Origin of the sequence: Aurantimonas sp. DM33-3 (assembly GCF_014334315.1) — a bacterium.
In the GTDB taxonomy this organism is placed as follows: Bacteria; Pseudomonadota; Alphaproteobacteria; order Rhizobiales; family Rhizobiaceae; genus Aurantimonas; species Aurantimonas coralicida.
This window is the reverse complement of the sequence record NZ_JACSGS010000005.1, coordinates 146,265-172,949: the sequence shown is the minus strand read 5'-3', so window position 1 is coordinate 172,949 and position 26,685 is coordinate 146,265. Positions and strand designations below refer to the sequence as shown.

22 protein-coding genes are annotated in these 26,685 nt (G+C 68.9%); 16 read left to right on the top strand and 6 right to left on the bottom strand.

The window, feature by feature from the left end:
- Positions 1 to 69: 69 nt before the first annotated feature.
- The 9 genes from H9Q09_RS09265 to H9Q09_RS09230 all read left to right on the top strand — a co-directional run bounded on the left by H9Q09_RS09265 (position 70) and on the right by H9Q09_RS09230 (position 8,915).
- Positions 70 to 3,018 (top strand): formate dehydrogenase subunit alpha, encoded by a 2,949-nt coding sequence (locus tag H9Q09_RS09265; RefSeq protein ID WP_244495409.1) that lies wholly within the window; start codon positions 70 to 72, stop codon positions 3,016 to 3,018.
- A 15-nt stretch (positions 3,019 to 3,033) separates the two neighbouring features.
- Positions 3,034 to 3,630 carry a formate dehydrogenase FDH3 subunit beta gene (fdh3B, locus tag H9Q09_RS09260; RefSeq protein ID WP_009210417.1) on the top strand — a complete coding sequence of 199 codons (597 nt, stop codon included), beginning with the start codon at positions 3,034 to 3,036 and terminating at the stop codon, positions 3,628 to 3,630.
- A 118-nt stretch (positions 3,631 to 3,748) separates the two neighbouring features.
- The gene (locus H9Q09_RS09255) at positions 3,749 to 4,924 is read left to right on the top strand and encodes a formate dehydrogenase subunit gamma (protein ID WP_246716076.1); all 1,176 of its coding nucleotides are present in this window, start codon (positions 3,749 to 3,751) and stop codon (positions 4,922 to 4,924) included.
- A 19-nt stretch (positions 4,925 to 4,943) separates the two neighbouring features.
- Complete coding sequence (locus H9Q09_RS09250; RefSeq protein WP_246716075.1) at positions 4,944 to 6,347, top strand: c-type cytochrome; 1,404 nt, start codon at positions 4,944 to 4,946, stop codon at positions 6,345 to 6,347.
- On the top strand, positions 6,344 to 6,472 hold the full coding sequence (locus H9Q09_RS22665; protein ID WP_280137472.1) for a hypothetical protein: 129 nt from the start codon (positions 6,344 to 6,346) through the stop codon (positions 6,470 to 6,472). Before H9Q09_RS09250 ends, H9Q09_RS22665 begins: the two co-directional genes overlap by 4 nt.
- A gap of 125 nt (positions 6,473 to 6,597) precedes the next feature.
- Positions 6,598 to 6,789: a DUF6494 family protein gene (locus H9Q09_RS09245; protein ID WP_187390801.1), complete on the top strand. Its 192-nt coding sequence runs from the start codon at positions 6,598 to 6,600 to the stop codon at positions 6,787 to 6,789.
- Complete coding sequence (locus H9Q09_RS09240; protein WP_024350242.1) at positions 6,786 to 7,553, top strand: biotin/lipoate--protein ligase family protein; 768 nt, start codon at positions 6,786 to 6,788, stop codon at positions 7,551 to 7,553. Before H9Q09_RS09245 ends, H9Q09_RS09240 begins: the two co-directional genes overlap by 4 nt.
- Positions 7,553 to 8,602: a DUF6352 family protein gene (locus H9Q09_RS09235; RefSeq protein WP_187390800.1), complete on the top strand. Its 1,050-nt coding sequence runs from the start codon at positions 7,553 to 7,555 to the stop codon at positions 8,600 to 8,602. Before H9Q09_RS09240 ends, H9Q09_RS09235 begins: the two co-directional genes overlap by 1 nt.
- Before the next feature lie 13 nt (positions 8,603 to 8,615).
- Positions 8,616 to 8,915, top strand: a complete 300-nt coding sequence (locus H9Q09_RS09230; protein ID WP_155898444.1) for a hypothetical protein — start codon at positions 8,616 to 8,618, stop codon at positions 8,913 to 8,915.
- A 3-nt stretch (positions 8,916 to 8,918) separates the two neighbouring features.
- Here H9Q09_RS09230 and H9Q09_RS09225 read toward each other — a convergent pair whose 3' ends face one another.
- Positions 8,919 to 10,961: a 4Fe-4S binding protein gene (locus H9Q09_RS09225; protein WP_024350239.1), complete on the bottom strand. Its 2,043-nt coding sequence runs from the start codon at positions 10,959 to 10,961 to the stop codon at positions 8,919 to 8,921.
- An 89-nt stretch (positions 10,962 to 11,050) separates the two neighbouring features.
- Between H9Q09_RS09225 and H9Q09_RS09220 the strand changes: the two genes are divergently transcribed.
- Entirely contained in the window at positions 11,051 to 11,599 is a 549-nt protein-coding gene (locus tag H9Q09_RS09220; RefSeq protein ID WP_024350238.1) for a DUF3305 domain-containing protein, read from the top strand.
- A complete protein-coding gene (locus H9Q09_RS09215) occupies positions 11,592 to 12,341 on the top strand; it encodes a DUF3306 domain-containing protein (protein ID WP_051141561.1) in 750 nt (249 codons plus the stop codon). Before H9Q09_RS09220 ends, H9Q09_RS09215 begins: the two co-directional genes overlap by 8 nt.
- A 12-nt stretch (positions 12,342 to 12,353) precedes the next feature.
- Here H9Q09_RS09215 and H9Q09_RS09210 read toward each other — a convergent pair whose 3' ends face one another.
- Positions 12,354 to 12,644: a DUF3144 domain-containing protein gene (locus H9Q09_RS09210; protein ID WP_024350236.1), complete on the bottom strand. Its 291-nt coding sequence runs from the start codon at positions 12,642 to 12,644 to the stop codon at positions 12,354 to 12,356.
- 120 nt (positions 12,645 to 12,764) lie between these two features.
- On the opposite strand from H9Q09_RS09210, the gene H9Q09_RS09205 reads away from it, so the two are divergent.
- On the top strand, positions 12,765 to 13,925 hold the full coding sequence (locus H9Q09_RS09205; RefSeq protein WP_024350235.1) for an Mrp/NBP35 family ATP-binding protein: 1,161 nt from the start codon (positions 12,765 to 12,767) through the stop codon (positions 13,923 to 13,925).
- A 73-nt stretch (positions 13,926 to 13,998) separates the two neighbouring features.
- On the opposite strand, the gene glp is transcribed toward H9Q09_RS09205, so the two are convergent.
- Positions 13,999 to 15,255 (bottom strand): gephyrin-like molybdotransferase Glp, encoded by a 1,257-nt coding sequence (gene glp / locus H9Q09_RS09200; protein WP_187390799.1) that lies wholly within the window; start codon positions 15,253 to 15,255, stop codon positions 13,999 to 14,001.
- Between the two features lie 156 nt (positions 15,256 to 15,411).
- Between glp and H9Q09_RS09195 the strand changes: the two genes are divergently transcribed.
- Both H9Q09_RS09195 and mobA read left to right on the top strand, forming a co-directional pair.
- Complete coding sequence (locus H9Q09_RS09195; RefSeq protein ID WP_187390798.1) at positions 15,412 to 16,305, top strand: formate dehydrogenase accessory sulfurtransferase FdhD; 894 nt, start codon at positions 15,412 to 15,414, stop codon at positions 16,303 to 16,305.
- The gene (mobA, locus tag H9Q09_RS09190) at positions 16,295 to 16,924 is read left to right on the top strand and encodes a molybdenum cofactor guanylyltransferase MobA (RefSeq protein WP_187390797.1); all 630 of its coding nucleotides are present in this window, start codon (positions 16,295 to 16,297) and stop codon (positions 16,922 to 16,924) included. The genes H9Q09_RS09195 and mobA overlap by 11 nt, the downstream gene beginning before the upstream one ends.
- Before the next feature lie 3 nt (positions 16,925 to 16,927).
- On the opposite strand, the gene H9Q09_RS09185 is transcribed toward mobA, so the two are convergent.
- Both H9Q09_RS09185 and H9Q09_RS09180 read right to left on the bottom strand, forming a co-directional pair.
- Complete coding sequence (locus H9Q09_RS09185; RefSeq protein ID WP_187390796.1) at positions 16,928 to 18,889, bottom strand: molybdopterin biosynthesis protein; 1,962 nt, start codon at positions 18,887 to 18,889, stop codon at positions 16,928 to 16,930.
- Positions 18,886 to 20,004 (bottom strand): molybdopterin-binding protein, encoded by a 1,119-nt coding sequence (locus H9Q09_RS09180; protein ID WP_187390795.1) that lies wholly within the window; start codon positions 20,002 to 20,004, stop codon positions 18,886 to 18,888. Before H9Q09_RS09180 ends, H9Q09_RS09185 begins: the two co-directional genes overlap by 4 nt.
- A 352-nt stretch (positions 20,005 to 20,356) precedes the next feature.
- On the opposite strand from H9Q09_RS09180, the gene putA reads away from it, so the two are divergent.
- Positions 20,357 to 24,019, top strand: a complete 3,663-nt coding sequence (putA, locus tag H9Q09_RS09175; protein ID WP_187390794.1) for a bifunctional proline dehydrogenase/L-glutamate gamma-semialdehyde dehydrogenase PutA — start codon at positions 20,357 to 20,359, stop codon at positions 24,017 to 24,019.
- A 129-nt stretch (positions 24,020 to 24,148) separates the two neighbouring features.
- Positions 24,149 to 25,474 carry an amidase gene (locus H9Q09_RS09170; protein WP_187390793.1) on the top strand — a complete coding sequence of 442 codons (1,326 nt, stop codon included), beginning with the start codon at positions 24,149 to 24,151 and terminating at the stop codon, positions 25,472 to 25,474.
- Between the two features lie 43 nt (positions 25,475 to 25,517).
- On the opposite strand, the gene H9Q09_RS09165 is transcribed toward H9Q09_RS09170, so the two are convergent.
- On the bottom strand, positions 25,518 to 26,684 hold the full coding sequence (locus tag H9Q09_RS09165) for an amidohydrolase (RefSeq protein ID WP_187390792.1): 1,167 nt from the start codon (positions 26,682 to 26,684) through the stop codon (positions 25,518 to 25,520).
- Position 26,685 lies beyond the last annotated feature (1 nt).

Below are 26,685 nucleotides of genomic sequence, written 5' to 3'. Positions count from 1 at the left end.
GCCGCACATCAAGGATCGGAGGCAGATATGCTCAGGAAAAAGGCAAACGGCGCGGCGCGGAGCAACCGGATGGCGTCGGCGCTGTCGGAGCTGGGGACGGCCGCGGTTGATCGCCGGACCTTCCTGAAGCGCTCGGGCCTGACCATCGGCGGCGCCGCCGCCGTGGCGACGCTGTCCGGCGGCATGGTGCGCCGCGCCGAGGCCGCGGGCGAGACCGCGACTGGCGAGATGGAAATTCGCAAGTCGGTCTGCACCCATTGCTCGGTCGGCTGCACGGTGCTGGCGGAAGTGTCGAACGGCGTCTGGGTCGGCCAGGAGCCGGGCTTCGATTCCCCGTTCAATCTCGGTGCCCACTGCGCCAAGGGCGCCTCGGTGCGCGAGCACGCCCATGGCGAACGCCGCCTGAAATACCCGATGAAGCTCGTCGGCGGAAAATGGCAGCGCATCAGCTGGGACGAGGCGATCAACGAGATCGGCGACAAGATGCTGGAGGTCCGCGAGGCCGCCGGTCCCGATTCCGTCTACTGGCTCGGCTCGGCCAAGCATTCCAACGAGCAGTCCTATCTGATCCGCAAGTTCGCCGCCTATTGGGGCACGAACAACATCGACCATCAGGCCCGAATCTGTCACTCCACCACGGTCGCAGGTGTTGCCAACACCTGGGGCTACGGCGCGATGACCAACTCCTACAACGACATCCACAATTCCCGGGCGATCTTCCTGATCGGCGGCAACCCGGCCGAGGCGCATCCGGTCTCGCTGCTGCATCTCCTGAAGGCCAAGGAAGAGAACAACGCCCCGCTGATCGTCTGCGACCCGCGCTTCACGCGCACCGCGGCCCATGCCGACGAGTATGTGCGGTTCCGGCCGGGCACCGACGTCGCGCTGATCTGGGGCATTCTCTACCACATCTTCGAGAATGGCTGGGAGGACAAGGAATTCATCAACAGCCGCGTCTGGGGCATGGACCAGATCCGTACCGAGGTCGCGCGCTGGACGCCCGAGGAGGTCGAGCGGGTCACCGGCGTTCCGGGCTCGCAGCTCCAGCGCGTCGCACGGACCATGGCCGAGAGCCGTCCGGCGACGCTGATCTGGTGCATGGGCGGCACCCAGCACACCAACGGCAACAACAACACCCGCGCCTACTGCATCCTGCAGCTCGCCCTCGGCAACATGGGCAAGGCCGGCGGCGGCACCAACATCTTCCGCGGCCATGACAACGTGCAGGGCGCGACCGATCTGGGCGTCCTCGCCGACACGCTGCCGGGCTATTACGGCCTGACCGCCGGCTCCTGGGCGCACTGGGCCCGGGTCTGGGAAGAGGAACTCGACTGGCTCAAGGGCCGCTTCGCCGTGATGCCGGGCGCCGGCGACGAGGGCAAGGACCGCCTGATGATGAACGAGACCGGTATCCCGGTCTCGCGCTGGATCGACGGCGTTCTCGAGGCGAGGGAAAACCTCGAGCAGCCGGACAACACCAAGGTCATGGTGTTCTGGGGCCATGCGCCGAACTCGCAGACCCGCTTGCCGGAAATGCAGAAGGCGATGGGCATGCTGGAGATGCTGGTCGTCATCGACCCGTATCCGACCATGACCGCCGTCCTGCAGGACCGCACCGACGGCGTCTATCTGCTGCCGGCCTCCACGCAGTTCGAGACCTCCGGCTCGGTGACCGCATCGAACCGGTCGCTGCAGTGGCGCGAGAAGGTGGTCGAGCCGCTGTTCGAGTCCCTGCCCGACCACACGATCATGCACAAATTCGCCGAGAAGTTCGGCTTCGCGGACCGCATGTTCCGCAACATCGAGGTCAAGGACGGCGAGCCGGTCGTCGAGGACATCACCCGCGAGTTCAACCGCGGCATGTGGACGATCGGCTATACCGGCCAGTCGCCGGAGCGCCTGAAGTCCCACATGCAGAACCAGCACACGTTTGACCGCACCACGCTTCGCGGCGTCGGCGGCGCGCATGACGGCGAGTTCTACGGCATGCCCTGGCCGTGCTGGGGCACCGCCGAGATGAAGCACAGCGGCTCGGCCAATCTCTACGACACCTCGATCCCGGTGGCGCAGGGCGGCATGGGCTTCCGCGCCCGCTTCGGCGTCGAGCGTGACGGCGACAACCTCCTGGCCGAAGGCTCCTGGCCGGTCGGCTCGGAGATCGAGGACGGCTATCCCGAGTTCACCTTCGCCATGCTCAAGGAGCTCGGCTGGGACAAGGACCTGACGCCCTACGAGCGCCGCTACATCGATTATGTGGCCGGCTTTGCCGACCAGCGTCCGAGCCAGGGCGACGATGTCGGCGAGCAGTCGCAGACCGGCGAGATCGATTCCGACTACGACGAGAAGGTCGGCGGCGTGAACTGGAAGACCGACCTGTCGGGCGGCATCCAGCGCGTGGCGATCGCCCATGGCTGCGCTCCCTACGGCAACGCCAAGGCACGCGCCGTGGTCTGGACCTTCCCCGATCCGGTGCCGATCCATCGCGAGCCGCTCTACACGCCGCGCCGCGATCTGGTGACGGATTATCCGACCTATGAGGACAAGACCTTCTGGCGCGTGCCGACGGCCTACGCCTCGATCCAGAAGAACGACTATTCCAAGGACTTCCCGATGATCATGACGTCGGGGCGTCTGGTGGAATACGAGGGCGGCGGCGACGAGACCCGCTCCAATCCGTGGCTCGCCGAGCTGCAGCAGGACATGTTCGTCGAGATCAACCCGTCGGACGCCAACGATCTCGGTCTTCGCGACCGCGACACGGTGTGGCTGCACAGCCCGGAAGGCGGCAAGATCCGGATCATGGCGATGGTCACCGAACGCGTCGGTCGCGGCGTGGTGTTCACGCCCTTCCACTTCGGCGGCTATTTCCAGGGCAACGATCTGCGCGGGAAATATCCCGATGGCGCCGACCCTTACGTGCTCGGCGAAGCCTGCAACACGGCACAGACATACGGCTACGATTCGGTGACGCAGATGCAGGAAACCAAGACCACGCTCTGCCGGATCGAACGGGCGTAAGGGAGGATCAGACCAATGGCACGAATGAAGTTCCTCTGCGACGCCGAGCGCTGCATCGAATGCAACGCCTGCGTGACCGCCTGCAAGAACGAGCACGAGGTTCCGTGGGGCGTGAACCGCCGGCGCGTCGTCACCATCAATGACGGCAAGCCGGGCGAGCGGTCGATCTCGGTCGCCTGCATGCACTGCTCCGACGCGCCCTGCATGGCGGTCTGCCCGGTGGACTGCTTCTACCAGACCTCCGACGGCGTGGTTCTCCACTCCAAGGACCTGTGCATCGGCTGCGGCTATTGCTTCTACGCCTGCCCCTTCGGCGCGCCGCAATATCCGCAGGCGTCGAATTTCGGTTCGCGCGGCAAGATGGACAAGTGCACCTTCTGCGCCGGCGGTCCGGAAGAGGACAATTCGGCGGTGGAGTTCCAGAAATACGGTCGCAACCGTCTGGCCGAGGGCAAGCTGCCGCTGTGCGCCGAGATGTGCTCGACCAAGGCGCTTCTCGCCGGCGACGGCGACACGGTGTCGTCGATCTACCGCGAGCGTGTCGTGGCCCGCGGCTTCGGCGCCGGCGCCTGGGGCTGGGGCACCGCCTACGACCAGAAGCTGGGCGGCTGACCCAGCCGCATATGCACTTTTGGCGGACGGCTCCGGCCGTCCGCCGCCCGACCATGACCGGTGGCGCTCCGCGTTGCCCATTCCCGCCGCATCTTTCACCCGAACGGGGATAGAGGACATGCCTAGCCTCAGAGCGTCTCTCGCTGTCTTGTCACGCTCCGCCCCGCTACGGCGTCTCGCAGCTCTCGTGCCGGTCCTCGCCATCGCCGTCCTGATGCTGTTCGCCGCAGCCGGCACCGGCCAGGCCCAGAGCTCGGTCCGGCCGCCGGACAACGCCTCGCCGACCGGCGGCGCCGTCCCGGGCGACGCGCTCGGCACCACCTCCGACGCCGAAATCTGGAGGTCGGTGCGCCAGGGCATTTCTGGGGGCGTCTCGATCCCCGACAAGAAGGCCTCGGTGCTGGTGCAGTCCGAGGGCGAATCCTGGCGCCTCCTGCGCAACGGCCCGATGTTCGACTATCTCGGACTGGCGATGATCGGCATGCTGGTCCTGCTCGCCGTCTTCTTCGCCGTTCGCGGCCGCATCCGCGTCCAGCACGGCCTAGCCGGCGTGACCATCAAGCGCTTCGGCCTGATCGAGCGCACCGCCCATTGGGTGATGGCGCTGTCCTTCATCATCCTCGCCATCAGCGGGCTGAACATCTCCTATGGCCGCGAGCTGATCATGCCGCTGATCGGCAAGGAGCTCTTCGGCCCGATGTCCGGCTTCCTAAAGATGTCGCACAACTACGTCGCCTTCGCCTTCATGGCGGGGCTGGTGGTCGCCTTCGTCCTGTGGATCGTCCACAACCTTCCCTCGCGCGCCGACTTCGTCTGGCTGATGAAGGGTGGCGGCTTCTTCTCCAAGGGCGCGCATCCGCCGGCCTGGAAGTTCAACGCCGGACAGAAGGTCATCTTCTGGCTGGTGATGATCGGCGGCCTGTCGCTCAGCGTCTCGGGCTGGGCCCTGCTGTTCCCGTTCGAGCACGGCTTCTTCGGCGACACCTTCACCGCCCTTGCCGGCATCGGCCTCGACGTGCCGGCCTGGCTCGGCCTGCCGCAGCCGCCCTATTCGGTGATCCAGGAGCAGCAGTTCAACACCATCTGGCACGCCGTCATGGCGGTGTTCATGGTCTGCGTGATCTTCGGCCACATCTATATCGGCACGATCGGCATGGAAGGCGCCTTCGATGCCATGGGCAGCGGCGACGTCGACCTGAACTGGGCGCGCGAGCATCATGCGCTCTGGGTGGACGAGGTCCTGAAGAAGGACGGCCGCCCCGAGGCCGGGGCGCATCCCGCACCTGCGGAATAGCGGCCGGCGTGACGCGATCATGCGCCCCGCTTTGAGACTGGCGGCGGTTGCCGCCGCGGCCATCCTCGCGATGCTGTCGAACCCGGCCGGCGCGGACGCGCTGCCGGAGCGGCTGATCGGGCACGGCGGCCCGGTGAAGGCGGTCGCGCTGTCCGACGACGGCACGCGCGCGCTGACCGCCTCTTTCGACTATTCGATCATTCTCTGGGACATGACCGGCCCGGACGGCACCGTCGCCGCCCGGCTCGCCGGCCACGATGCGGCGGTCAACGACGTCGCCTTCGTCCCCGGCACGGACAAGGCGGTCTCGGTCTCCGACGACGGCTCCTTCGCCATCTGGGATCTTGCGATCGGCGAGCTCGAACAGCGGATCACCGATACGCCGGTCAAGGTGCTCGACGTCGCCGTCAGCCCGGACGGCCGCTTCGCCGCCGCCGCGCGCTGGGATGGCACGGCGCGGATCTTCGACATTGCGGAGGGCCGCGAGATCGCGCGCGCCGAAGGCCATCAGGGCAATGTCAACGCGGTCGCCTTTGCGCTGGACGGACGGCAATTGTTCACCGCCGGCTATGACGGCGCGATCCGCGCATGGCCGCTCGAAGACGGCCGCATCGCCGGTTCGTCGCGGGTGCTCTACACCCATGGCTGGGGCGTCAACGTCATCACCCCCCTGCCCGGAGGTACCCTGCTCGCCTTCGGCAGCCAGAACGGCGTGACCGGTCTCGTCGACCTGCCGACGCTGGAAACCGTGGAACTGGCTGCCAAGGAGAACCCGGTGCTGTCGATCGCCGCGTCACCGCGGGCCGGATGGTTCGCGACCGGCAGCGCCGACGGGCGCATCCGGGTCTTCGACATCGAGACCGGCACGCTGGTCGAGGAATATGGCGACGTCTACGGCCCGGTCTGGGGCCTGTCCTTCACGCCGGACGGCAAGGAGCTCTACCGGGTCGGGCTCGACGATTTCGCCATCCTCTGGCAGGTCTCGCCGCGCCAGCGCATGGAGGCGATCCAGTCGGTCTATCCGCGGCGGTTCCAGGCGCATGGCACGGACGATCCCGGCGAAAGCGAGTTTCTGCGCAAATGCTCGGTCTGCCATACGCTGACGCCGGATGACGGCAACCGCGCCGGGCCGACGCTGTTCGGCCTGTTCGGACGCAAGGCCGGCACCGTCGAAGGCTATGCCTATTCGGAAGCGTTGACGGAATCGGATATCGTCTGGACCGAGGACACGGTATCACAGCTGTTCGACCATGGACCCGACGTCGTCACGCCGGGCACGAAGATGCCGGTGCAGCGGCTGAAGAGCGTCGAACGGCGCGATGCGCTGATCGCCTATCTGAAGCGGGCGACCGCAACCGACGCCGAAACGCCGCCGCCGAGCGGGCGACCGGCACCAGAACCGGGGGAGACCACACCACAATGAAGGCATTCCTGCTAAGCGTGGCCATCGTGCTGCTCATCGGGCTGGGCGTCGGCCTCCTGCTCAACACCGAGCTGGAACAATCGGCCAGCGAAGCCTATTCGACCGAGAACGTCCGGCTGCAATAGGCCCGATCGACCGCGCACGCACGCGTCGCGGGACGCGGCGGCACGGTGCCTTCACACGCCCGGTGAGAGACCGATCATCACGCGGAGCGCCGCCGGCGGCACCGCGACAGCAAGGAACAGGACCGATGAGCGAAGAAGCCTTCAACATGTCACTGCGCAAGTTTCTCAAGCAGGTCGGCGTGACCTCGCAGCGCGAGATCGAGGAACTGGTGCACTCCGGCAAGGCCGGCTCGGGCCCCTTGAAGGTGCGCATGCATCTGACCGCCGAGGGTGAGCCGTTGGACCATGTCGTTGAGGGTGAAATCCAGCTGCCGTGACGCTCAGCCAGATCGACATCGCGCCCCTGGCGGACCCTGAATTCCCCCCCGCCTTCACCGGCCACCCGGTGGCTGCGGGCGTCGACCCCTTCGCGGCGGCGATCGATGCCGCGCGCGCGCAATCCCATGGCGCGGGCGATCTGTTCTGGAGCCGCGACACGGACTGTGCGGCGGCCGCGCTGATCCTGGAGCCGGACGTCGCGCTCGCCAAGGCCGCGCAGATGCTGCCGCTCCTGATGGTGGCGATCGGCGACGCGCTGGGCGGCATCGGACCGCCGAATCTGGCGCTGACCTTCCGCTGGCCCGGCACGATCCTGGCCAATGGCGCGACCGTCGGCGCCGCGCGCCTGCATGTTCCAGAACCGCGCGATCCAGACGGGATCCCCGACCACATGGTCGTCGGCTACGCGCTGACCATCGAGGCGTCGCGGAACGGCCCTGCCGAGCCGGGCCACGATCTGGCCGCGACCGCCCTGATGGAAGAAGGCTGCGGCGAACTCGACCGCACCCTCATCGTCGAGGCGGTGGCGCGGCATTTCCTGTCGTGGATCGACGGATGGACCCATGACGGGTTCCGTGCCGCGCATCAGAGCTGGACGTCCCGCGCCGATGCGATGGGCGAGACCGTGGACATCGTCCTCGGCGGCGTCCGGCATTCCGGCACCATGATCGGCCTCGACGACGCCGGCGGGGCCCTGTTGAAGACCGATGGGCGCACGGTGCTGCTGCCCCTGACCGATGCCGCAAGCGGAGCCGATTCCTGATGCAGATGCCTGCGAAACCCCTCGCGCCACAGGGCCGTGTCGTCTGGAAATCCGCCGGCCTGCATCTGACCCACAAGCTGGACAATGGCTGGCTCGCGGTCACACCGGATTTCCTGCGCGCCTACTACACCCGGCCGGAAATCCACCCGATCGAGGAAAGCTGCGACAACGAGCATCGCCTGTTCGAGCGGCTGATGGAGACGCCCGACGCGACGGTCACCGAGGCCGATCTGGCGGCGCTCGCCGATGCCGACACGGCCGACAATTACCGCATGCTGCTGGCCTATCGCGACCATCTCCTGCGGCACGGTTCCATCGAGGCCGGCTATCTCGCCCTGTTCCGTCCGGAGGCACCGCGCGTGCCGCCGGTCTTCATCGAACAGCTGGTGCACCTGATCCTCGGCGGGCTTCTGGCCGAGGAAACCGACCCCTTCGTTCTGCGCGCCGCCGAACTGTTCTTCCGCGACCAGATGGCGACGACGGGCGACGGCCAGCTGACGCTCGCCGACGCCGAAGTGGTCGAGATGTATTCCGAATCCGGTGGCCTTGGCGGGCTGGGCTCGCTTCTGGCCGAAGCCGGCACGCCGATGCGCGAAGTCTCGCTCGACGTGCTGAGCGAGGAGAATTGCGAGACCTATTGGGGCCGGGCCGACCAGTTCAATTTCGCCCTCGATTTCCGCTTCACCCAGCCGGGGCAGGATGCGCTGGCGCGGGTGATCGAGCGCTGGGTTGCGCATTTCCTGCACCTGCCGGTGCGGGTCCAGGCGATGCAGTCGATCACCGACCAGCACTGGTCCTGGCATGTCGGGCTTGATGCCGAGGCAACGCAGACCCTGAACGGGCTCTACGAGGGCGAAACGGTCGACGAGGACCGCATCGGCCGGATCGCCGCGCTGTTCCGCATGGAATTCAAGGACGACGACCGGATCCTGCCGACCATGCGGGGCAAGCCGGCCTATCTCGGCGTGGCGGTGAACCCCACCGGTCTCATCCGGCTGAAGCCCCAGAACCTTCTGACCAATCTGCCCCTCACCTCCGGCGTCCAATGATCAAGGAATCGACATGACGACTTCATCACACAGCGTCGCGAACTCGCCCTGGATGCGCCTCGTGGCGCTGGTCTTCGCGATCGCCCTCGCCGCCCTCGCCTTCCTCGTCTACATCCAGACCGAAGAATGGGTGGCCGGTGTCGAGGAGCGGGGCGAGGAGCTCGGCACGCTGCGGGTCGATCCCGACGTCGCGGCCTGCGTGGACAAGCGCTTCGCCGACATCGACGTCATGGTCCAGCAGGATCTGATCACCGCCGAAGCCGCCGAGAAGTCGCGCGCCGATGCGCGCTCCCTCTGCTACCAGCGCAACTGATCCTCAGTCGGTGGTGAGGAAGTCGTCGACCGTCAGGCCGCGTCGGCCGGCTTCCAGATAATCATCGGTGGTGCGGACCTTGGGCCGCTGGGCGATGGCGAAGGGGTCGCCGCCGTCGGCCGCCAGGGCTTCCAGCCGGCAGCTCTCGCACATGCTCAGAAGCGCCACCCGCTCCTCGGTCTGGAACATCCAGTGCTTGCCGCCGAGCGTTTCCCTGACCCGGTCGAGCATGCCGCGCGCGGCGAAGGGCTTGCCGCAACAGGTGCATTCGGCCGGTTCGTCCTCGTTCAGCGTCACCGGCTGCATCACCGTCGGCGCCAGATTGTAGCGCGGATCGAGCGTGATCGCGATTTCCGGACAGGTCGCGGCACAGATGCCGCACTGGACGCAGGCCGCCTCCACGAAGCGCAGTTCCGGCTTGCCCGGCGTGTCGCGCAGGGCGTCGGCCGGACAGGCCGAGACGCAGGCCATGCAGAGCGTGCAGCGTTCCTTGTCGACGAGAATATTGCCGTAGGGCGCCGATGACGGCAGGCGGATCAGATCGTCGGCCGGGCCTGAACCGGCGGCTGCGGCGATCGCGATGCCGGCGCGCGCCACCTCGCGCTTGCCGCCGACCGGCGCGAACGCCGTGCGGGCGATCTCGGCAGCCTCCTGCCGGTCATACAGCAGCGCCTCGACGATTTCCGGATCGCGCTCGGCGACGATCCGCACCCGGTCGGGCGCATGGCCGAGCCCGGCGAGCAGCGCCTCGGTCAGCGCGATTTCCTCGTGCAGCGCGTGCAGTTCGCCCGATTTGCGCGGATCGACCAGGACCGCCAGCGAGCGGAAGCCGGCGGCCAGCGCCGCGACGATCAGGTCGTGGCCCAGCGCCGTCGTCGAATGCATCTCCAGCGGAATGACGTTGGCCGGCAGGCCGCGACCGAAACGCGCCATGGCGTTGATCAGCGATGCGCCATGCTCGCGCTCATGCACCATCAGCACGGGCGCCTCGCCGCCGGCGGCCAGATAGGTGCGGGCCAGCGTCTGCACCCGTTCGATCGACTGGGCACGCGCCGGATAGTCGTAGGAGACCGCGCCGGTCGGGCAATGGGCGGCGCAATTGCCGCAGCCACCGCAGATCGCCGTGTCGATCAGGATGTTGTCGCCGTCGGGCGAGATCGCGCTGGGCGGGCAATTGTCGATGCACTTCGTGCAGCCGGTCTTCTTCGACCGCTCATGGGCGCAGATCGACGCGTCGTAGCTGACATAGATCGGCTTCTCGAACTCGCCCTCGTAGCCGCTGGCGTCGAAGACGCTCCGCATGACCGCCGCCGGATCGGCGGGATCGGCGCGGAAATAGCCGTCGCGACCGGTCGGGCGGGCAAAGAGCGGCGCGTTGCCGCTCATGTCGAAGAGGACGCTGCAGGACGATTTTGCGCCATTGCGCGGCAGGGCGAATTGCGGCTCGCCGCGCGACGACGGCAGCATGGCGGCGTAATCGTCGACGACGATGTCGAAACCGCCGAGCGTGCCGGTGGCCGAAACCACCCGGCCGCGGAAGACCGGGAAGTCGAGCACTTCGGGCAGCAGGATGTCGTCGGCATCGGTCAAGAGCAGCGTGACCGACAGCGTGCGGTTGAGCAGCGTCGCGGCGTCCAGGGCCGCCTGCCCCCGGCCGGTCACCAGGCACAACCCGTCACTTTCGATGGCCCGCAGGCGCGCCGGCGCCACCGGCAGCGAGGCCGCGCCGATCAGCGCCGCCATCTTCGGCGCGATCGACGCCTTGTCGGCGGTCCATCCGGCCATTTCGCGAATGTTGACGAAGGCGGAAACCTCGCGCCCCTTCTCCTCGGCGATCTCGGCGAAGAGCGGGCTCTCCTGGGTACAGGCGACGACCACGGGCGCATCGCCCTCCATGGCGCCCTCGAAGGTGCCGATCTGGCTGCGGCACAGATGCGTGTGAACCGGCAGGTCCACGCCACCGAGGGCACGGCCGATCGCCCTGCCGTCCACCTGCATGGTCTTCTCGCAGTTGCAGACCAGAATCCGTTGGCTCGTCGCTCTCATGACTTCTCCCTTTGTCGATGAGGAATAACACGTTACGCTGTTTATGGCGGGTGAAAAACGAGCTCGCGGACTGCGAAAGGTGCGCCAATTTGGCCCGTGAACTGACGATCATGCTGGGTGTTCTGGCCGAGCGGCGCCGATCCGTCTCGCGCTGGGCGAAGGAGTACTGGATCCCGGTGGGAATCGCCCCGGCATCCGGCGGCCTGACCACCGGCGACGTGATGCTCAGCGACGACGAGCGGACGCGCTATTTCATGGGCGTGCATGCGCTCACCTGCCATGCGGCCGATACCGAGGCGTATGTGCACAATTTCAACAGCCAGGTGCCGGCGCTGTTCATCGTGCTGCGCCGCTCCCCGTCGGAAGATGGCCACCCGCTGCCGTGGTTCGTCCACAGCGTCACCGCCTCACCCTATCTCGCGCAGGATTACGACGACAGCGGCGAGGACATCGTCGAGCGCGTCCCGATGCCGCCGGACATCACCGAGACGCTCAAGGACTTCGTGAACCGCTATCACCAGGAAGAGGAGTTCAAGAAGCGCCAGCGCGACAAGCTGGATCTCGAGGACCACAAATTCGGCAAGGACCCGATCTTCCTGCAGCGCGAGAAGCCGGCCGGAGGCAATCTCGATGGCTGATGGCACGGGCGAAAACGACAGCTTCCTGTCGCGCTGGTCGCGCCGCAAGCGCGAGGTCGAGGCGGCCGAAGCCGCCGAGGCGGCGGACGCTCAGACGCCCGATGTCGTCGATCCCGAGGCCGTTGCCCGCGAGGCCGAGGAGCTGGAGCAGAACCGGCTCGCGGCGGAAGCGGTCGACATCGATTCCATGAAGGCCGGCGACGATTTCGGCCTGTTCATGAAGCGCGGCGTGCCGGAGCTTCTGCGCCGCAAGGCTTTGCGCAAGCTGTGGCGCTCCAATCCGGTCTTCGCCAATCTCGACGGTCTGAACGATTACGACGAGGATTTCCGCAATCCCGCGCACAATCGCTACACCTCGCTGTGGCAGCTCGGACGCGGCTTCCTGAGCACCGAGGAGCAGAGCACCCAACAGGCGACCGGCCGCCTGACCCGGCCCGAGCCCGAAGCGGATTCCGTGGCGGCGGAGGCGGAGGATCAGGGCGACGCGGACGCGGTCGCAGACAGTGCGGCAGATGCGCCCGTAGACGCCGCCGTCGACGAAGACTTGGGGGCCGAGCCGCAGACCGCCGTCGCCGAAGCGGGCCCGCAGGCTGCCGGCAACGACGGGCGGCTGATCACGGAGGAGACGGGCGTGTCGATCGCCGCCGTGCCGGAGCCCGAACCGGTCGAGCGAATCGAGAGCCGGGCACAGCCACAGCCGCAAGCGCGGCGCGTGTCGATCCGCCAGCGCCTGCAGGGTTAGGCCGGCGGCGAATCAGAGGTTCGGATCGGCCAGATGGTTGCGGAGCATCTCCTTGTAGGTGGCCGCCATCTCTTCGATGTAGACCTCGTGATCCTCCACTTCCCGCACCTTGTTGCCGACAAAGGCGTTGTAGCGGGCCGCGGCGTAGAGAAACGCCATGTGGATGTCAGTCGCCAGAACCTTCTGGTTGGCGCGGTTGGCCACGTCGATGAAGCGGTCCGCCAGCTTCAGGAAGGCGTCCGGATCGAGCGTCGGCGGCGTGCCTGCGGCGCGGCGCTGCTTGCGGTTTCCCTGGGATTCCAAGTCTTCGGGCCTCCGTTCGCGCTGTGAGGTCCGCGCCGATCCGCCCCGGGATCGCGATTGGCCAGGAGCGGCATTTGCCGTAAGAGACGCGGGACCCAATTCATAGCAGCGAGAGACCCTTTGGCAATCGACAAGGCAGACATCCTGGAGCAGCTCAAGCGGGTGAAGGGACCGGATCTCACCGGCAACATCGTCGATCTCGGGCTGGTCTCCGACATCTTCGTCGCCGACGGCAAGGTGTTCTTCTCTCTCACCATTCCGGCCGACCGCGCGGAAGAGCTGGAGCCGCTGCGCGCCGCCGCCGAGAAGGCCGCGTCCGGCGTTCCGGGCGTCGAGAAGGCAACCGTCGCGCTGACCGCTGAAGCGACCAAATCCTCGGCCCGTCCGGTCCGTCCGGCCCCGAGCCCGGCGCAGGCCGCTTCGGTGCCGCCGCCGATGGCTGCACGCGCACCGCAGCCTCCCAAAGCGCCCGAGAAGGCCGGCGTTCCGGGCATCGGCGCGATCATCGCGGTCGCCTCGGGCAAGGGCGGCGTCGGCAAGTCGACCACCTCCGTCAATCTCGCCCTCGGCCTGCAGGCGAACGGCCTGAAGGTCGGCATCATGGACGCCGACATCTACGGCCCGTCCATGCCGCGGCTCCTGCACATCTCCGGCCGTCCGCAGAACGTCTCGGGCCGGATCATCCGGCCGATGGAAGGCTACGGCCTGAAGGTCATGTCGATGGGCTTCCTCGTCGACGAGGAAACCCCGATGATCTGGCGCGGGCCAATGGTCATCTCGGCGCTAACGCAGATGCTGCGCGAGGTCGAATGGGGCGAACTCGACGTGCTCGTCGTCGACATGCCGCCGGGCACCGGCGACGCCCAGCTCACCATGGCGCAGAACGTGCCGCTGGCCGGTGCGGTCATCGTCTCGACGCCGCAGGACCTGGCGCTGATCGACGCCCGCAAGGGCCTCGCCATGTTCCGCAAGGTGGACGTGCCGATCCTCGGCATCGTCGAGAACATGAGCTATTTCGTCTGCCCCGATTGCGGCGGCCGGCACGACATCTTCGGCCATGGCGGCGCCCGCAAGGAAGCCGAGCGCATCGGCGTGCCCTTCCTCGGCGAAGTGCCGCTGGACATGCAGATCCGCTCGACCTCGGATGGCGGCACGCCCATCGTCATGTCCGAGCCGGACAGCGTGCACGCGAAGACCTATCGGGAGATCGCCCGGACCGCCTGGGAGCGGGTCGGCGAGGAACGCCGGATGGTCAGCGCGCCGTCGATCGTCTTCGAATAGGCGGCCGGTTCAGCAAGCGGCAGCCCGGTGATCAGCGCTCCGGGCCGCCGCCGATTGCCCAATCCCTGCCGGTTCAGAACAGGCTGGCATAGGGGATGAAACCGACCGTCTCGCCCGGCGCGACGGCGACGACATCCTCGCCCAGTTCGACCAGGCCGTCGGTGTCGACCAGCGAGGACAGGAGGCCCGCCCCCTCGCGCGGGAACTTCTGCACCTCCAGCGTGCCGTCGGCGGCGCAGCGGAGGCTCGCGCGGACATATTCGCGCCGGCCGAGCTTCTTCCTGTACGCAAAGGCCGCGCGCACCGGCGTTGCCACCGTCGCTTCGGGCTCCGCCCCGGCCAGCGCCAGGATCGCCGGGCGGGCAACATGGGCAAAGGTCACGAAGCTGGCCACCGGATTGCCCGGCAGGCCGATCAGCGGCGTGCCGTCGATCACCCCCATCGCCACCGGACGCCCCGGCTTGATGGCGATACGCCAGAACACCATCCGGCCCGTGCCCTCGACCGCGTCCTTGACGAAATCCGCCTCGCCCGTCGAGACGCCGCCCGAGGTCAGGACCAGATCGTGGTCCCTTGCCGCCGCGCGCAAGGTCGCAGAGATCACTTCGCGGTCGTCCGGCAGGATGTTGAGGTCCGAGACCGCGCAGCCGAGGCGCCGCAGCATCGCCATCAGCATGAAGCGGTTGGAATCGAAGAGCTGCGACGCGGCGCGTTCGGCGCCCGGCGCGACGATCTCGTTGCCTGTGGAAAAGATCGCCACCCGCACGGGGCGGCGAACCGTCAGCTCCACCTGCCCCAGCGCCGCAGCCATGGCGATGTCCTGCGGCCGCAGCCGGCGCCCCGAGCACAGCACAATGGCGCCCGTTGTCACATCCTCGCCGGCCGGCCGCATATTGGCCCCCGGCTTCAGGCCGGCAGGCAGCAGCACCGCCCCGTCGGGCTCGACGCGCACATCCTCCTGCATGAAGACGGTATCGGCGCCGCCCGGCATCGGCGCGCCGGTAAAGATGCGCGCGGCTTCGCCCGGCTGGACGGCCTCGGCGGAACGCGAGCCCGCCTGGACGCGGCCGCCAATGGCGAAGCGGAGCTCAGCCTCCTGCGGCAGATCGGCGCTGCGGATGGCGTAGCCGTCGACGGCGGAGTTGGCGAAAGGCGGCAGCGGCATCGGCGCGACGAGATCGGCGGCAAGGATGCGGCCATCGGCCTCGGCCAGCGGCACGGCCTCGATGCCGGCCAGCGGCTGCAACCGGGCGGCGATCAGCGACACGGTCTCGTCGACGGTCATCATCGGCCCGCCGAATGCGAAGCAATCGTCCGAAAGTTGCGCCATCCCCGCACCCGTTCATCGCATCGGCCGCCGCGGTGACCGCGCGACCGGTCCGGTCCCTATATGAGCGCCGGATCACATTCTACCCTTGCACGACACGCCGGACGCCCGCACACCATCGGATGCGCCGCCCATGCACCAGCCTATCGACAGGACCCCATGTCAGACACCGACGATCGGCCGACCGTTGCGACCATCATGCCGGAGCCCGGCAATCCGCGCCTGACCGAGCGCGTTACCGGCCTCGACCAGACCGGGGCGCAGGTGGCGGTCTCGGTGCCGGTCGAGCGGGCGCTGACGCTCTATCTCAACGCCCAGGAGATCGTCACGATGATGACGATCAACGACTATCCGGAATATCTGGCGCTCGGCTATCTCCTCAACCAGAACATGCTGAAGCCCGACGATGTCGTCACCGGCCTCGACTATGACGACGATCTTGAGGTCGTGGTGGTGCGCACCGAGCGCGGCACCAATTACGAGGAGAAGCTGAAGAAGCGGACCCTGACCTCGGGCTGCGCGCAGGGCACGGCCTTCGGCGACCTGATGGAAGCGCTGGACGAGATCGAACTGCCGGCCGCCAGCCTGCACACGTCGTGGCTCTACGAACTGGCGAAGACGATCAACACCACCCCGTCGCTCTATCTGGAAGCCGGCGCCATCCATGGCTGCGTCCTCTGCGTGAAGGGCCGGCCGCTCTGCTACATGGAGGATGTCGGCCGCCACAACGCAGTCGACAAGATCGCCGGCTGGATGTTCCGCCACGGGGTCGATCCGGCCGACAAGATCCTCTACACGACCGGCCGCCTGACCTCGGAAATGACCATCAAGACCGTGCGGATGGGCATTCCCATCCTGGTGTCGCGGTCGGGCTTCACCGCCTGGGGCGTTGCGCTGGCGCGGCAGGTCGGGCTGACACTGATCGGCCGGGCCAAGGGCAAGCGCTTCGTGGCGCTGTCGGGTGCCGAGCGCATCGTCTTCGACCAGGATCTCGCGACGGTGGACGACGAACCGAAGCGCAGCAGACGCAAGGGCGCAGACCATGACAACTGACAATGCGGCGCCGGTCGGCGTGATCCTCGCAGGTGGCCTTGCCCGGCGCATGGGCGGCGGCGACAAGCCGATGCGGACCATCGCCGGCCGACCGATCCTCGCCCATGTGATCGAACGCTTCGCGCCGCAATGCGACGGAGTGATCCTCAACGCCAATGGCGATCCGGACCGGTTTTCCGGCTTCGCCCTGCCGGTGGTGCCGGACAATGTCGAGGGCCATCCCGGCCCCCTCGCCGGCATTCTCGCGGCGCTCGACTGGACGGCGGAACACCGGCCGGACGCGGAGTGGGTTGTCAGCGTCGCCGGCGACTGCCCGTTCCTGCCGCGCGATCTGGTGGCACGGCTCGGTGCCGCACGCGATGCCGAAGCCGCCGACCTTGCCGTCGCCGCGTCGGGCGAGCGCACCCATCCGCCCATCGGCCTGTGGAAGGTCGCCCTGCGCGGCGCCCTTCGCGAGGCGCTGGTCGGCGAGGAACTGCGCAAGATCGACCGCTGGACCGCGCGCTACAGGCTGGCGACCGTCTCTTGGCCGGCCGAACCGGTCGATCCGTTCTTCAATGCCAATACGGTCGAGGATCTCGCCGACGCCGAGGCGTTGGCGCGGCAGACCGCCGACTGAGGGTCAGGCCGGCCGGAAGCCGGCTTCCTCCAGCGCGTCCCGCGCCGCCGGCGAGGCGAGCGCGGCGAGAAACGCCTGCACCGCGGGCCGGTCCCGCCGCGCCGTCACCAGCGCGAAATCGTAGGCTTCCTCGGCCAACGGCAGGAAACCGAGACCGGCCGCCTTCGCCACAGGCGCGATGGTTACGCCCCAGTCCGCCCGGCCCTGCACGACGGCCGCAGCGACCGCATTGTGGGATTTCGGCTGGTTCCAGTAGCCGTCCGGCCGTGCCGTGCCCAGCAGCCGGTCGATCAGGATGCGCGTGCCGGCGCCCTGGTTGCGGTTGACCATCAGGCAGTCCGGATCAGCCAGCGCCGCCGCAACCGCGTCGTCCGCCGAGCGGCCGGCAAAGCGCGGATCGCTCTCCCGGAAGACGATGCCCTGCATGCGCCGCCAGCCGGGCACGAGCTCCAGCCCCTCGGTCAGGAAGGGCTCATTGTAGCTGTCGCTGCGCGGGTCGAAGAGATGGATCGGCGCCAGATCGCATTCGCCGCGCTTGGCCGCCGCGAGCCCGCCCAGACTGCCGACGGCGAGCGTGCGCACGGCCCGCCCCTCGTCTGCCAGCGGCGCCAGCACCCGGTCGAGCCCGGTGCAATGGCTGCCGATGATGACGAGATCGGGAATGCGCAGCGACGGCGTGAACAGGGTGACGGACGCCTCGGTCCCGGCCGGCAGATGATCGGCCAGCGCCTCGATGCGCAGGAAGCCAGCGGCCTGGGTGAAGGAGGTGATCGCACCCGAGCCCTTGCCGGTCGGATAGGCGATCAGCTCGCCCTCGCCCTGGACCAGCGAGACCATGGCGAATTCGGTGCGGCCGAGTTCGGAGGCTATGCGCAGCGGGACGCGCGCCGTCACCTGCGTCTCCGTCCGCGGCGGCAGGCCGCCCATGCGGCGCAGGACCGGCGCGACCATGTCGTGGAAAGTGAACATCGCGGAGGTCGGAAAACCCGGCAGGATGACCACCGGCTTGCCGTCGCAGACGGCGAGGCACAAGGGCTTGCCCGGCTTCAGCGCCACGCCGTGGGCGACGATGCCCGGCGCGCCGAGGCGGTCGATGATGCGGTGGCTGACATCGCCGGCCCCCTTGGAGGTGCCGCCCGACAGGACCACCATGTCACTGTCCGCCAGCGCTGCCCGCAGCACGGCCTCGAGCCCCGCCTCGTCGTCGGGAAAGGCGCCAAGACGCGCCACGTCGCCGCCATTCTCGCTGATCGCCGCCGCGACGATCGCACCATTGGTGTCGTAGACCGAGGCCGGCTTGAGCGGTTCGCCCGGCTGCACCAGTTCGTCGCCGGTCGACAGCACCGCGACGCGGACCCGGCGTGTCACCGGGATTTCGGCGATGCCGCAGGCGGCCAGCATGCCGATCTCGCGCGAGCCCATGACGGTGCCGGCGCGCAGCAGCGATTCGCCGGCGGCCATGTCCGAACCGGCATGGGAGACGAACTGGCCCGGCGCCGCCGGACGCCTGATCTCCACACCGCCGTCGCCGGCCGGTTCGGTATGCTCGACCATCACGACCGCGTCGGCGCCGCGCGGCACCACGCCGCCGGTGGCGATCGGCGTCGCCGTCCCCGGTGCGACCGGCAGGGTCGGCGCGACGCCGCAGGCCAGCGTTTCGGCATTCAGGGACAGCCGCACCGGCCGGCCCTGCCCGCTCGCCGCGACATCCGCGGCACGCAGGGCAAAGCCGTCGACATTCGCGCGGTCGAAGGGCGGCACGTCGATGGGCGACAGGATGTCGATCGCCGAGACGCGCCCCAGCGCGTCCGCGAGCGCGACGGTCTCGCGCGGCAGCGGCCGCGGAAACAGCGCCGCCTCGAAGCGCTGCAACGCCTCTTCCCGCGACAGGATCGACAGGAATTGCTGCTGGTCGAGGCCCGTCGTTGCCGTCTCGGTAGGCGCGTCGCGGGGATCGGTGGTCATGGCGCCTCGTTGAGGAGTGAGCCGGACAGCATGGTGCCGGCGGCATGGCCTTCGCTGGAGGCCGGCACAAGGCACCAGGCATCGGCGGCGGCCATCTCGGCGAGCGGCAGGGCGCCGCAGGCGAGCGGCGTCCAGTCATCGTCCGAGCGTTTCAGGAGAGCGAGTTCCATCATGCCGATGGCCGAGGATATCTTGTGGGTCAGCCGGCGCGCAACCATCGGCCGCGGACGGGCACCGGCAAGGCGCGCCAGCAGCGTCTCCCCGAGCGCAAGCCACACGGCCATGGCCTGATCCGGCTGTCCCGGCAGCGCCACGACCGGCACCGGGCCGATCCGACCAACGGCTGCGGTCCGGCCGGGGCGAAGCGCGAGCCCGTGGGCGTGAAGCGCGCCTGCGCGGGCAAGCGCCGCAGGCGTTGCGTCGTCGGGCCCGGCGCCGGTACCGCCGATAACGACCACCAGATCCGCCGCTCCCGTCATGGCGGCGGCGATGGAGGCCGCGTCGCGCTCGCTCGTTATCCGTATTGTCTCGGCTCCGGCCGCTACCGCCCGTGCGGCGATCAGATCGGCGGTCAATCCGATGCCCTCGCAGGAGAGATCAACGAGCCGCAGGCGCGGCCGACGGACGGGCAGGGTCGCAAGGCCGAGGGCCCGCGCGCAGGCGATATCGAACGCCGAAATGCGCTGCCCCGGCTGCAACAGGCCGGCACCCGCGGCGATATCGTCGCCGGCCCGCCGCACACCCTCGCCGGGAATGGCTTCGCAGGTCACCTGCGCGAAGGGGCCGTCCGCCTCGACCCATTCGGCGTCCACGACGCAGTCGCAGCCCTCCGGCATCGGCGCGCCGACTGCAATCCGGCTCGGCGGCACGGCCAGCATCGCCGGCGCATAGGACGACGCCCCGACGAGATCGGCGGAGGCCAGCGCCCAGCCATCCAGCGCGGCCTCGTCGCGGTCCGGCACGGCGTGCGCAGCCGACACCGCGTTGGCCGCGATCAGGCCGCAAGCATCGGCCAGCGCCGTGTCGAGGGGGGCAACGGCCTCCACGCCATCCAGCAGCCATGCCGTGACGGTCTCGACATCGGCCAGCGATCCGCCCGGTCCATGAACCGTCATGCGCCGTGACCGCAGGAGGCTGCGCGCAGGCCTGCCGGATCGCGACGGCCTGTCGGCTGGCCGTCAGACAAGCGAGCGCAGGCGCGCGCCGGCGTCGGGGTGTGGAGGGAGATCATCGGATATGGCACGTCGTTGTCATGTCGCGGCGGCAGCCGCCTGCGACGAGATTACCGTCTTTGCCGGGTCGGGCAAACCCGTGAACCAATAGAGGCCTTGCATCTCGCACTGCACAACAGGCGGTGCGCCCCTCCCTTGTTTCCGCTATGGCGGTCGTGCAGTCTCGTCCAGAACCCATTCACGCCGCTGCCCAGCATTCGTTGCGCGCGCGTCTGTCAGCCAAGCCAGGTGACGCATGACTCCAGAAACGACCGCCGCCCTTCGTGGCACCGGTGACCGTCAGGCCGTGCGGCAGCGCTACGGCGAGGACGAGGCCATCGTGGTGAAGGATCTGGCCGCCCGGATCAGCCTGAGCGAGGCCGACCGCGCAGCCATCAGCGCCGCCGGCGCCGACATCGTCCGGCGGGTGCGCCGCGAGACATCGCCCAGCATGATGGAGAGCTTCCTCGCCGAATACGGCCTGTCCACCGAGGAAGGCGTCGGGCTGATGTGTCTCGCCGAGGCGCTCCTGCGCGTGCCCGATGCCGAGACCGTCGACGAACTGATCCAGGACAAGATCGAGCCCTCCGACTGGGGCGCGCATCTCGGCCACTCGTCCTCCTCGCTGGTCAATGCCTCGACCTGGGCCCTGATGCTGACCGGGCGGATCCTCGACGACGATCCGAGCCGCCCCGCCGCGGCCCTGCGCGGTCTCGTGCGACGGGTCGGCGAGCCGGTCGTGCGCCGCGCTGTCGCCCAGTCCATGCGGCTTCTGGGACGGCAGTTCGTGCTCGGCCAGACCATCGAGGAAGGCATGCGCAATGCCCGCGAGCGCGAGCGCCAGGGCTATACCTATTCCTACGACATGCTCGGCGAGGCGGCCCGGACCGAGGCCGATGCGCTGCGCTACCTCAAATCCTATTCCGACGCGATCGCCTCCATCGCGAAGGCCGCCAAGGGCGACGTGCGCTCCAATCCCGGCATCTCGGTCAAGCTGTCGGCGCTGCATCCGCGCTACGAGACCACCCATCGCGACACGGTGATGGCGACGCTGGTGCCGCGAGCGCTGGAACTCGCCCGGCAGGCGGCGAAGGCCAATATCGGCTTCAACATCGACGCGGAGGAGCAGGACCGGCTGGACCTGTCGCTCGACATCATGGAGGCGGTGCTGGCGGACGAGAGCCTGAAGGGCTGGGACGGCTTCGGCGTCGTCGTCCAGGCCTATGGCCGCCGCGCCGTGCGGGTCATCGAATATCTCGACACGCTGGCGCGCCGGCTCGACCGGCGGATCATGGTGCGGCTGGTCAAGGGCGCCTACTGGGACACCGAGATCAAGCTCGCCCAGGAGATGGGCACGCACACCTTCCCAGTGTTCACCCGCAAGGTGAACACCGATCTCAGCTACATGGCCTGCGCCCAGATGCTGCTCGACCGGCGCGACCGGATCTACCCGCAATTCGCCACCCACAACGCCCATACCTGCGCCGCCATCCTGAAGATGGCCGGCAATGATCGCGACAGCTTCGAATTCCAGCGCCTGCATGGCATGGGCGAATCGCTGCACGACATCGTCCACCGCCAGAACGACACGCGCTGCCGCATCTATGCGCCGGTCGGGGCACATCGCGATCTCCTCGCCTATCTGGTGCGCCGGCTCCTGGAGAACGGCGCCAACAGCTCCTTCGTCAACCAGATCGTCAACGAGGCCATCGCGCCGGAAGACATCGCCCGCGACCCGCTGTCCGAGGTCGAGGCGCTGGGCGAGGCCATCGCCAACCCGACCATCCGCACACCCGCCGAACTCTTCGCGCCCGAACGGAGGAACTCGAAGGGCTTCCGGGTCAACGAGCCCGCCTCGATCACCCCGCTGATCGAGGCCCGGCAGGCCTTTGCCGACGCGGTCTGGACCGCCCGGCCAATGCTGGCCGACGATCTCCCGGTCTCCGGCGAAGGGCGCACGGCCACCTCGCCGGCCGATCCGGGCCGTATTGTCGGCACGGTGCATGAGGCCAGCGTCGAGGACGTCCACCGGGCGCTCGCCGCCGCCGAGGCGGGCTTTGCCGCCTGGTCCGCCGTTCCCGTGGCCGAGCGCGCGGCGACCCTGCGCGCCATCGCCGATCTCTACGAAGCCAACATCGCCGAGCTGACCGTCATCGCCACCCGCGAGGCCGGCAAGACGCTGTCCGACGGCATCGCCGAGATCCGCGAGGCGGTCGATTTCCTGCGCTACTACGCCGACGAGGCCGAACGTCTCGAGGTCGAGGAGCCCGGCACGCCGCGCGGCATTTTCGTCTGCATCAGCCCGTGGAACTTCCCGCTGGCGATCTTCACCGGCCAGATCGCCGCGGCGCTGGCCGCCGGCAACGCGGTCCTCGCCAAGCCCGCCGAGCAGACGCCGCTGATCGCCACCCGCGCCGTCGAACTGATGCGCGAGGCCGGCCTTCCTGCCGCGGCGCTGCAATTGCTGCCCGGCGACGGCCCGAATGTCGGCGGCCCGCTGACCTCCGACAAGCGGATCGCCGGCGTCTGCTTCACCGGCTCCACCGAAGTGGCGCAGATCATCCACAAGGCGCTGGCCGCCAATGCCGGCCCCGATGCGGTGCTGATCGCCGAGACCGGTGGACTGAACGCCATGATCGTGGATTCCACGGCGCTTACCGAACAGGCGGTGCGGGACATCCTGATCGCCTCGTTCCAGAGCGCCGGCCAGCGCTGCTCGGCGCTGCGCATGCTCTATGTGCAGGAGGACGCACGCGACCGGCTGCTGCACATGCTGGAGGGGGCGATGGACGCCCTCGTCGTGGGCGATCCGTGGCGGATCGACACCGACGTGTCGCCGGTCATCGATGCCGACGCCCGCGACGACATCACCGGCTATGTCGCAAGCCGCAAGGCCGCCGGCCAGGTGCTGAAGACCCTGCCGGTGCCGCAGGACGGCCTCTATGCCGCCCCGTCGGTGGTCAGCGTCGGCGGCATCGACGACCTCGAACGAGAGGTGTTCGGGCCGGTGCTGCATGTGGCGACCTTCAAGGCCCGGGAGATCGACGGGGTCGTCGACGCCATCAATGCGCGCGGCTACGGCCTGACCTTCGGCCTGCACACCCGGATCGACGACCGGGTGCAGCAGATCGTCGAGCGCATCCAGGTCGGCAACACCTATGTGAACCGCAACCAGATCGGCGCCATCGTCGGCTCGCAGCCCTTCGGCGGCGAAGGCCTGTCGGGCACCGGGCCGAAGGCGGGCGGGCCGTTCTACGTCGCCCGCTTCCGCCGCACCGAGCCCGCCGAGGACCTGCAGGCACCCGCAGCGCCGGAGATTCCCGCTGCGAAAATCGCCGAGGCCATCGCCAGGCTCGACGCCCGCAACTGGGCGGCCCGCGGCGACCGCGTGTCGGTGCTGCGCCGGGCGCTGTCCGGCAAGGACGGTGTCATACGCCGCGCCTGTTCGGCGGTCGGGGCCTTCGATCCGGGTCCTTTCACCCTGCCGGGGCCGACGGGCGAGAGCAACCGGCTGAGCCTCTATCCGAGGGGCACCGTCCTCTGTCTCGGCCCGACGGCGGAGATCGCCCTTGCGCAGGCCGTCCAGGCGCTGTCCGCCGGCTGCGCGGCGATCATCGTGGCGCCCGGCGCCGCGGCACTCGCCGGGCCGGTGATCACCGCGGGTGCACCGCTCGCGGTGTTCGACGGCACGCTGGCACCAGGAGACCTCGAACATCTCGACGGCATCGACGTGGTCGCCGCCGCGGGACGCTCGGACTGGACCCGCGCGCTGCGCAACGCGCTGGCCGCCCGCACCGGAGCGATCATTCCGCTAGAGACTGCGATCATCGGCCCGAGCCGCTATGTCGTCGAACGGCATCTGTGCATCGACACGACAGCGGCCGGCGGCAATGCCAGCCTGCTCGCCGCGGCCGAATAGGTCTTTCGACGCAACCGGCGCGGCGACATCCCGTCGCCCGCCGCCCTATCTGCCGGAACGCCCCGCGCCCCTGTCGGCGACAGGCGGTCTCCGGTGCCATGGAACGGCCTTCGGCCGTCAGACGAGGAAATGCCCGTGAACCAGTTTTCGCCCCTGCGCCGCGCCTCCGGGCGCCTGACCTTCCGTGCCGCCGATCGCGCGTCCCAGGCCATCGGCCGGGTCCTGGATCTCGACGAGGATGTGGCCGGCCGAATCTTCACCCGCTTCGACGCCGGGCGCGTCGTCGCCGAGGCCGAGGCGCTGGACCTTGACCCGGCGCGCCTCGCCGGGCCGCTGGCCGGCCTTCTCGTGGCAATCAAGGATCTCTTCGACGAGGAGGGCGAGGTCACGACCGCCGGCTCCGTCCACTTCGCCGGCAACGCCCCGGCAACGCGCGATGCCGTCGCCGTGGCGCGGCTGCGGGCGGCCGGCGCCATCGGCTGCGGGCGCACAAACATGTCGGAATTCGCCTATTCCGGCGTCGGGCTCAACCCGCATTACGGCACGCCGGGCAACAGCCACGATGCCGAGCGCATTCCCGGCGGTTCGACCTCGGGCGGCGCGATCGCCGTTGCCTTTGGCATCGCCGATTTCGCACTGGGCTCCGACACCGGCGGTTCGGTGCGCATCCCCGCCGCCTTCAATGCGCTGGCCGGTTTCAAGCCGACCCAGGCGGCCGTGCCGCTCGACGGCGCCTCGCCGCTGTCGGGCACCTATGACAGCGTCGGCCCGCTGGCGCTCGACATCGCCACCTGCGCGGCGGTCCATGCGGTGCTGTCCGGCGAAGACCGGCCGGTGCCGTCCACCGGCGACAAGCCGCTGCGGCTCGGCGTGATGCGTACGCTCCTGACCGACGACATGGACAAGCAGGTCAAGGCCGATTTCGAGGCCGCGCTGAAGGCGCTGCGCGACGAAGGCATCGAACTGGTCGATGTGGAACTGGCCGAGATCGCCCAGGCGGGCGCGGTGAACCGCATCCTCGTCGCCAGCGAAGCCCACGCCATCCATCGCGGCTATCTCGACGCGCTGGAGACGGCCGGCGATCCCCGCGTCCTCAAGCGCATCCGGGCCGCCGAGAGCTTCGGCTCCGGCGAAGTGGACGCTGCCCGGCAGACCCGCGCCGAGGCGATCGTCGCCTTTGCCGATCTCGCCGATGGCTTCGACGCGATCATCGCGCCGACCGTGCCCATCGTGCCGCCGCTGATCGAAGAGGTCGAGGACGATTTCGACCGGCTGAATGCGCTGGTCCTGCGCAACCCGTCGACCATCAACTTCCTCGACGGCTGTGCCGCGACGGTGCCGATGCACCGCTCCGGCGAGTTGCCGACCGGCCTGATGATCTTCGCACCCGGCGGACGCGACTGGCATGTGCTCGACGTGGCCGAAGAGGTCGAGGCCATCGTCGGCGACCGCTGAATTTGTCGCGGCGACTGGTTCGTTCCGACCGGTCGCCGCGCCCTCAGCCGAGAACGTTGCGGATGGCGCGCAGGAAGATCCGGGCGCCGAGCCCGATCAGTTCGTCCGGGAAGTCGTATTGCGGCGTGTGCAGGCCGGGATGGTCTTCGCCCGATCCCAGCAGGAACATCGCCGAACGGGCCGTCGCGCCGAACCGTCCGAAATCCTCCGAGGCGCGCATGGGCAGAAGGCTGGCGTCATGGGGCACGCCCTCCTCCTCCAGCGCCCGGCGCAGGATGGCGGTCGCCTCGCCGTCATTGACGCAATGGGCGAAAATGTCGTCGTAGCGGATCGCGACGCCGAGGCCGGACCTCTCCGCAGCATCGCGCACCAGCGCTTCGGCGCGGCCGACCAGATCGCCCATGCGGGCGTCGGTGAGGGTCCGCAGCGTCGCCCAGAGCTCGGCCGAACCCGGCGCGATGCCGGCTTCGCGTTCGCCCATCGACGCATGGGTGATCGTCACCAGCGAGAAATCCGCGTCGAGGTCGCCGCCACGGCCGAGCGCCGTCAGTCCGGGCATGAGCTCGCAGAGCGCGGTCATCGGCGAGCGCCCCTGATCGGGCGAGGAGGCATGAGCCGTGGTGCCCGACAGCGTGATTTGCAGGCTGCGCGAGGCACAGTTCGCCGGCCCCTCGATCAGCGCCGCCCGGCCGCGAGCGATGCCCGGCATGTTGTGCAGGGCGATGGCGATATCCGGCGCGATGGCGTCGAAGGCCGGGTCGGCCAGCACCGCCGCTGCGCCACTGCCGTCTTCCTCGGCCGGCTGGAACAGCAGGACCGCGCGCCCTTGGCCGGGACGTTGCCGGCCAAGGGCCAGCGCGACGCCGGCCAGCGTCGCCATATGGCCGTCATGGCCGCAGAGATGCGAGGTTCCCGGCCGCGTCGAGCGCCAGGGACGGTCCGACTTCTGCTCGATCGGCAGGGCGTCGAGCTCGGCACGCACCATCAGCGTCGGCCCCGGCCGACCGCTGTCATAGACCGCGGCGACGCCGTGGCCACCCAGCCCCGTCACCAGCCTGTCGGGCCTGGTTTCGCCGAGGAAGGCGGCCACCCGGCGCGCCGTCTCGGCTTCCTCGCCGGAGACCTCCGGTTCCCGGTGCAGCGCGTGGCGCAGGTCGCGCAGCACGCCGAGATCGGCGGCGGACAGGAGCCGCTCGGCGGCGTTCTCCATC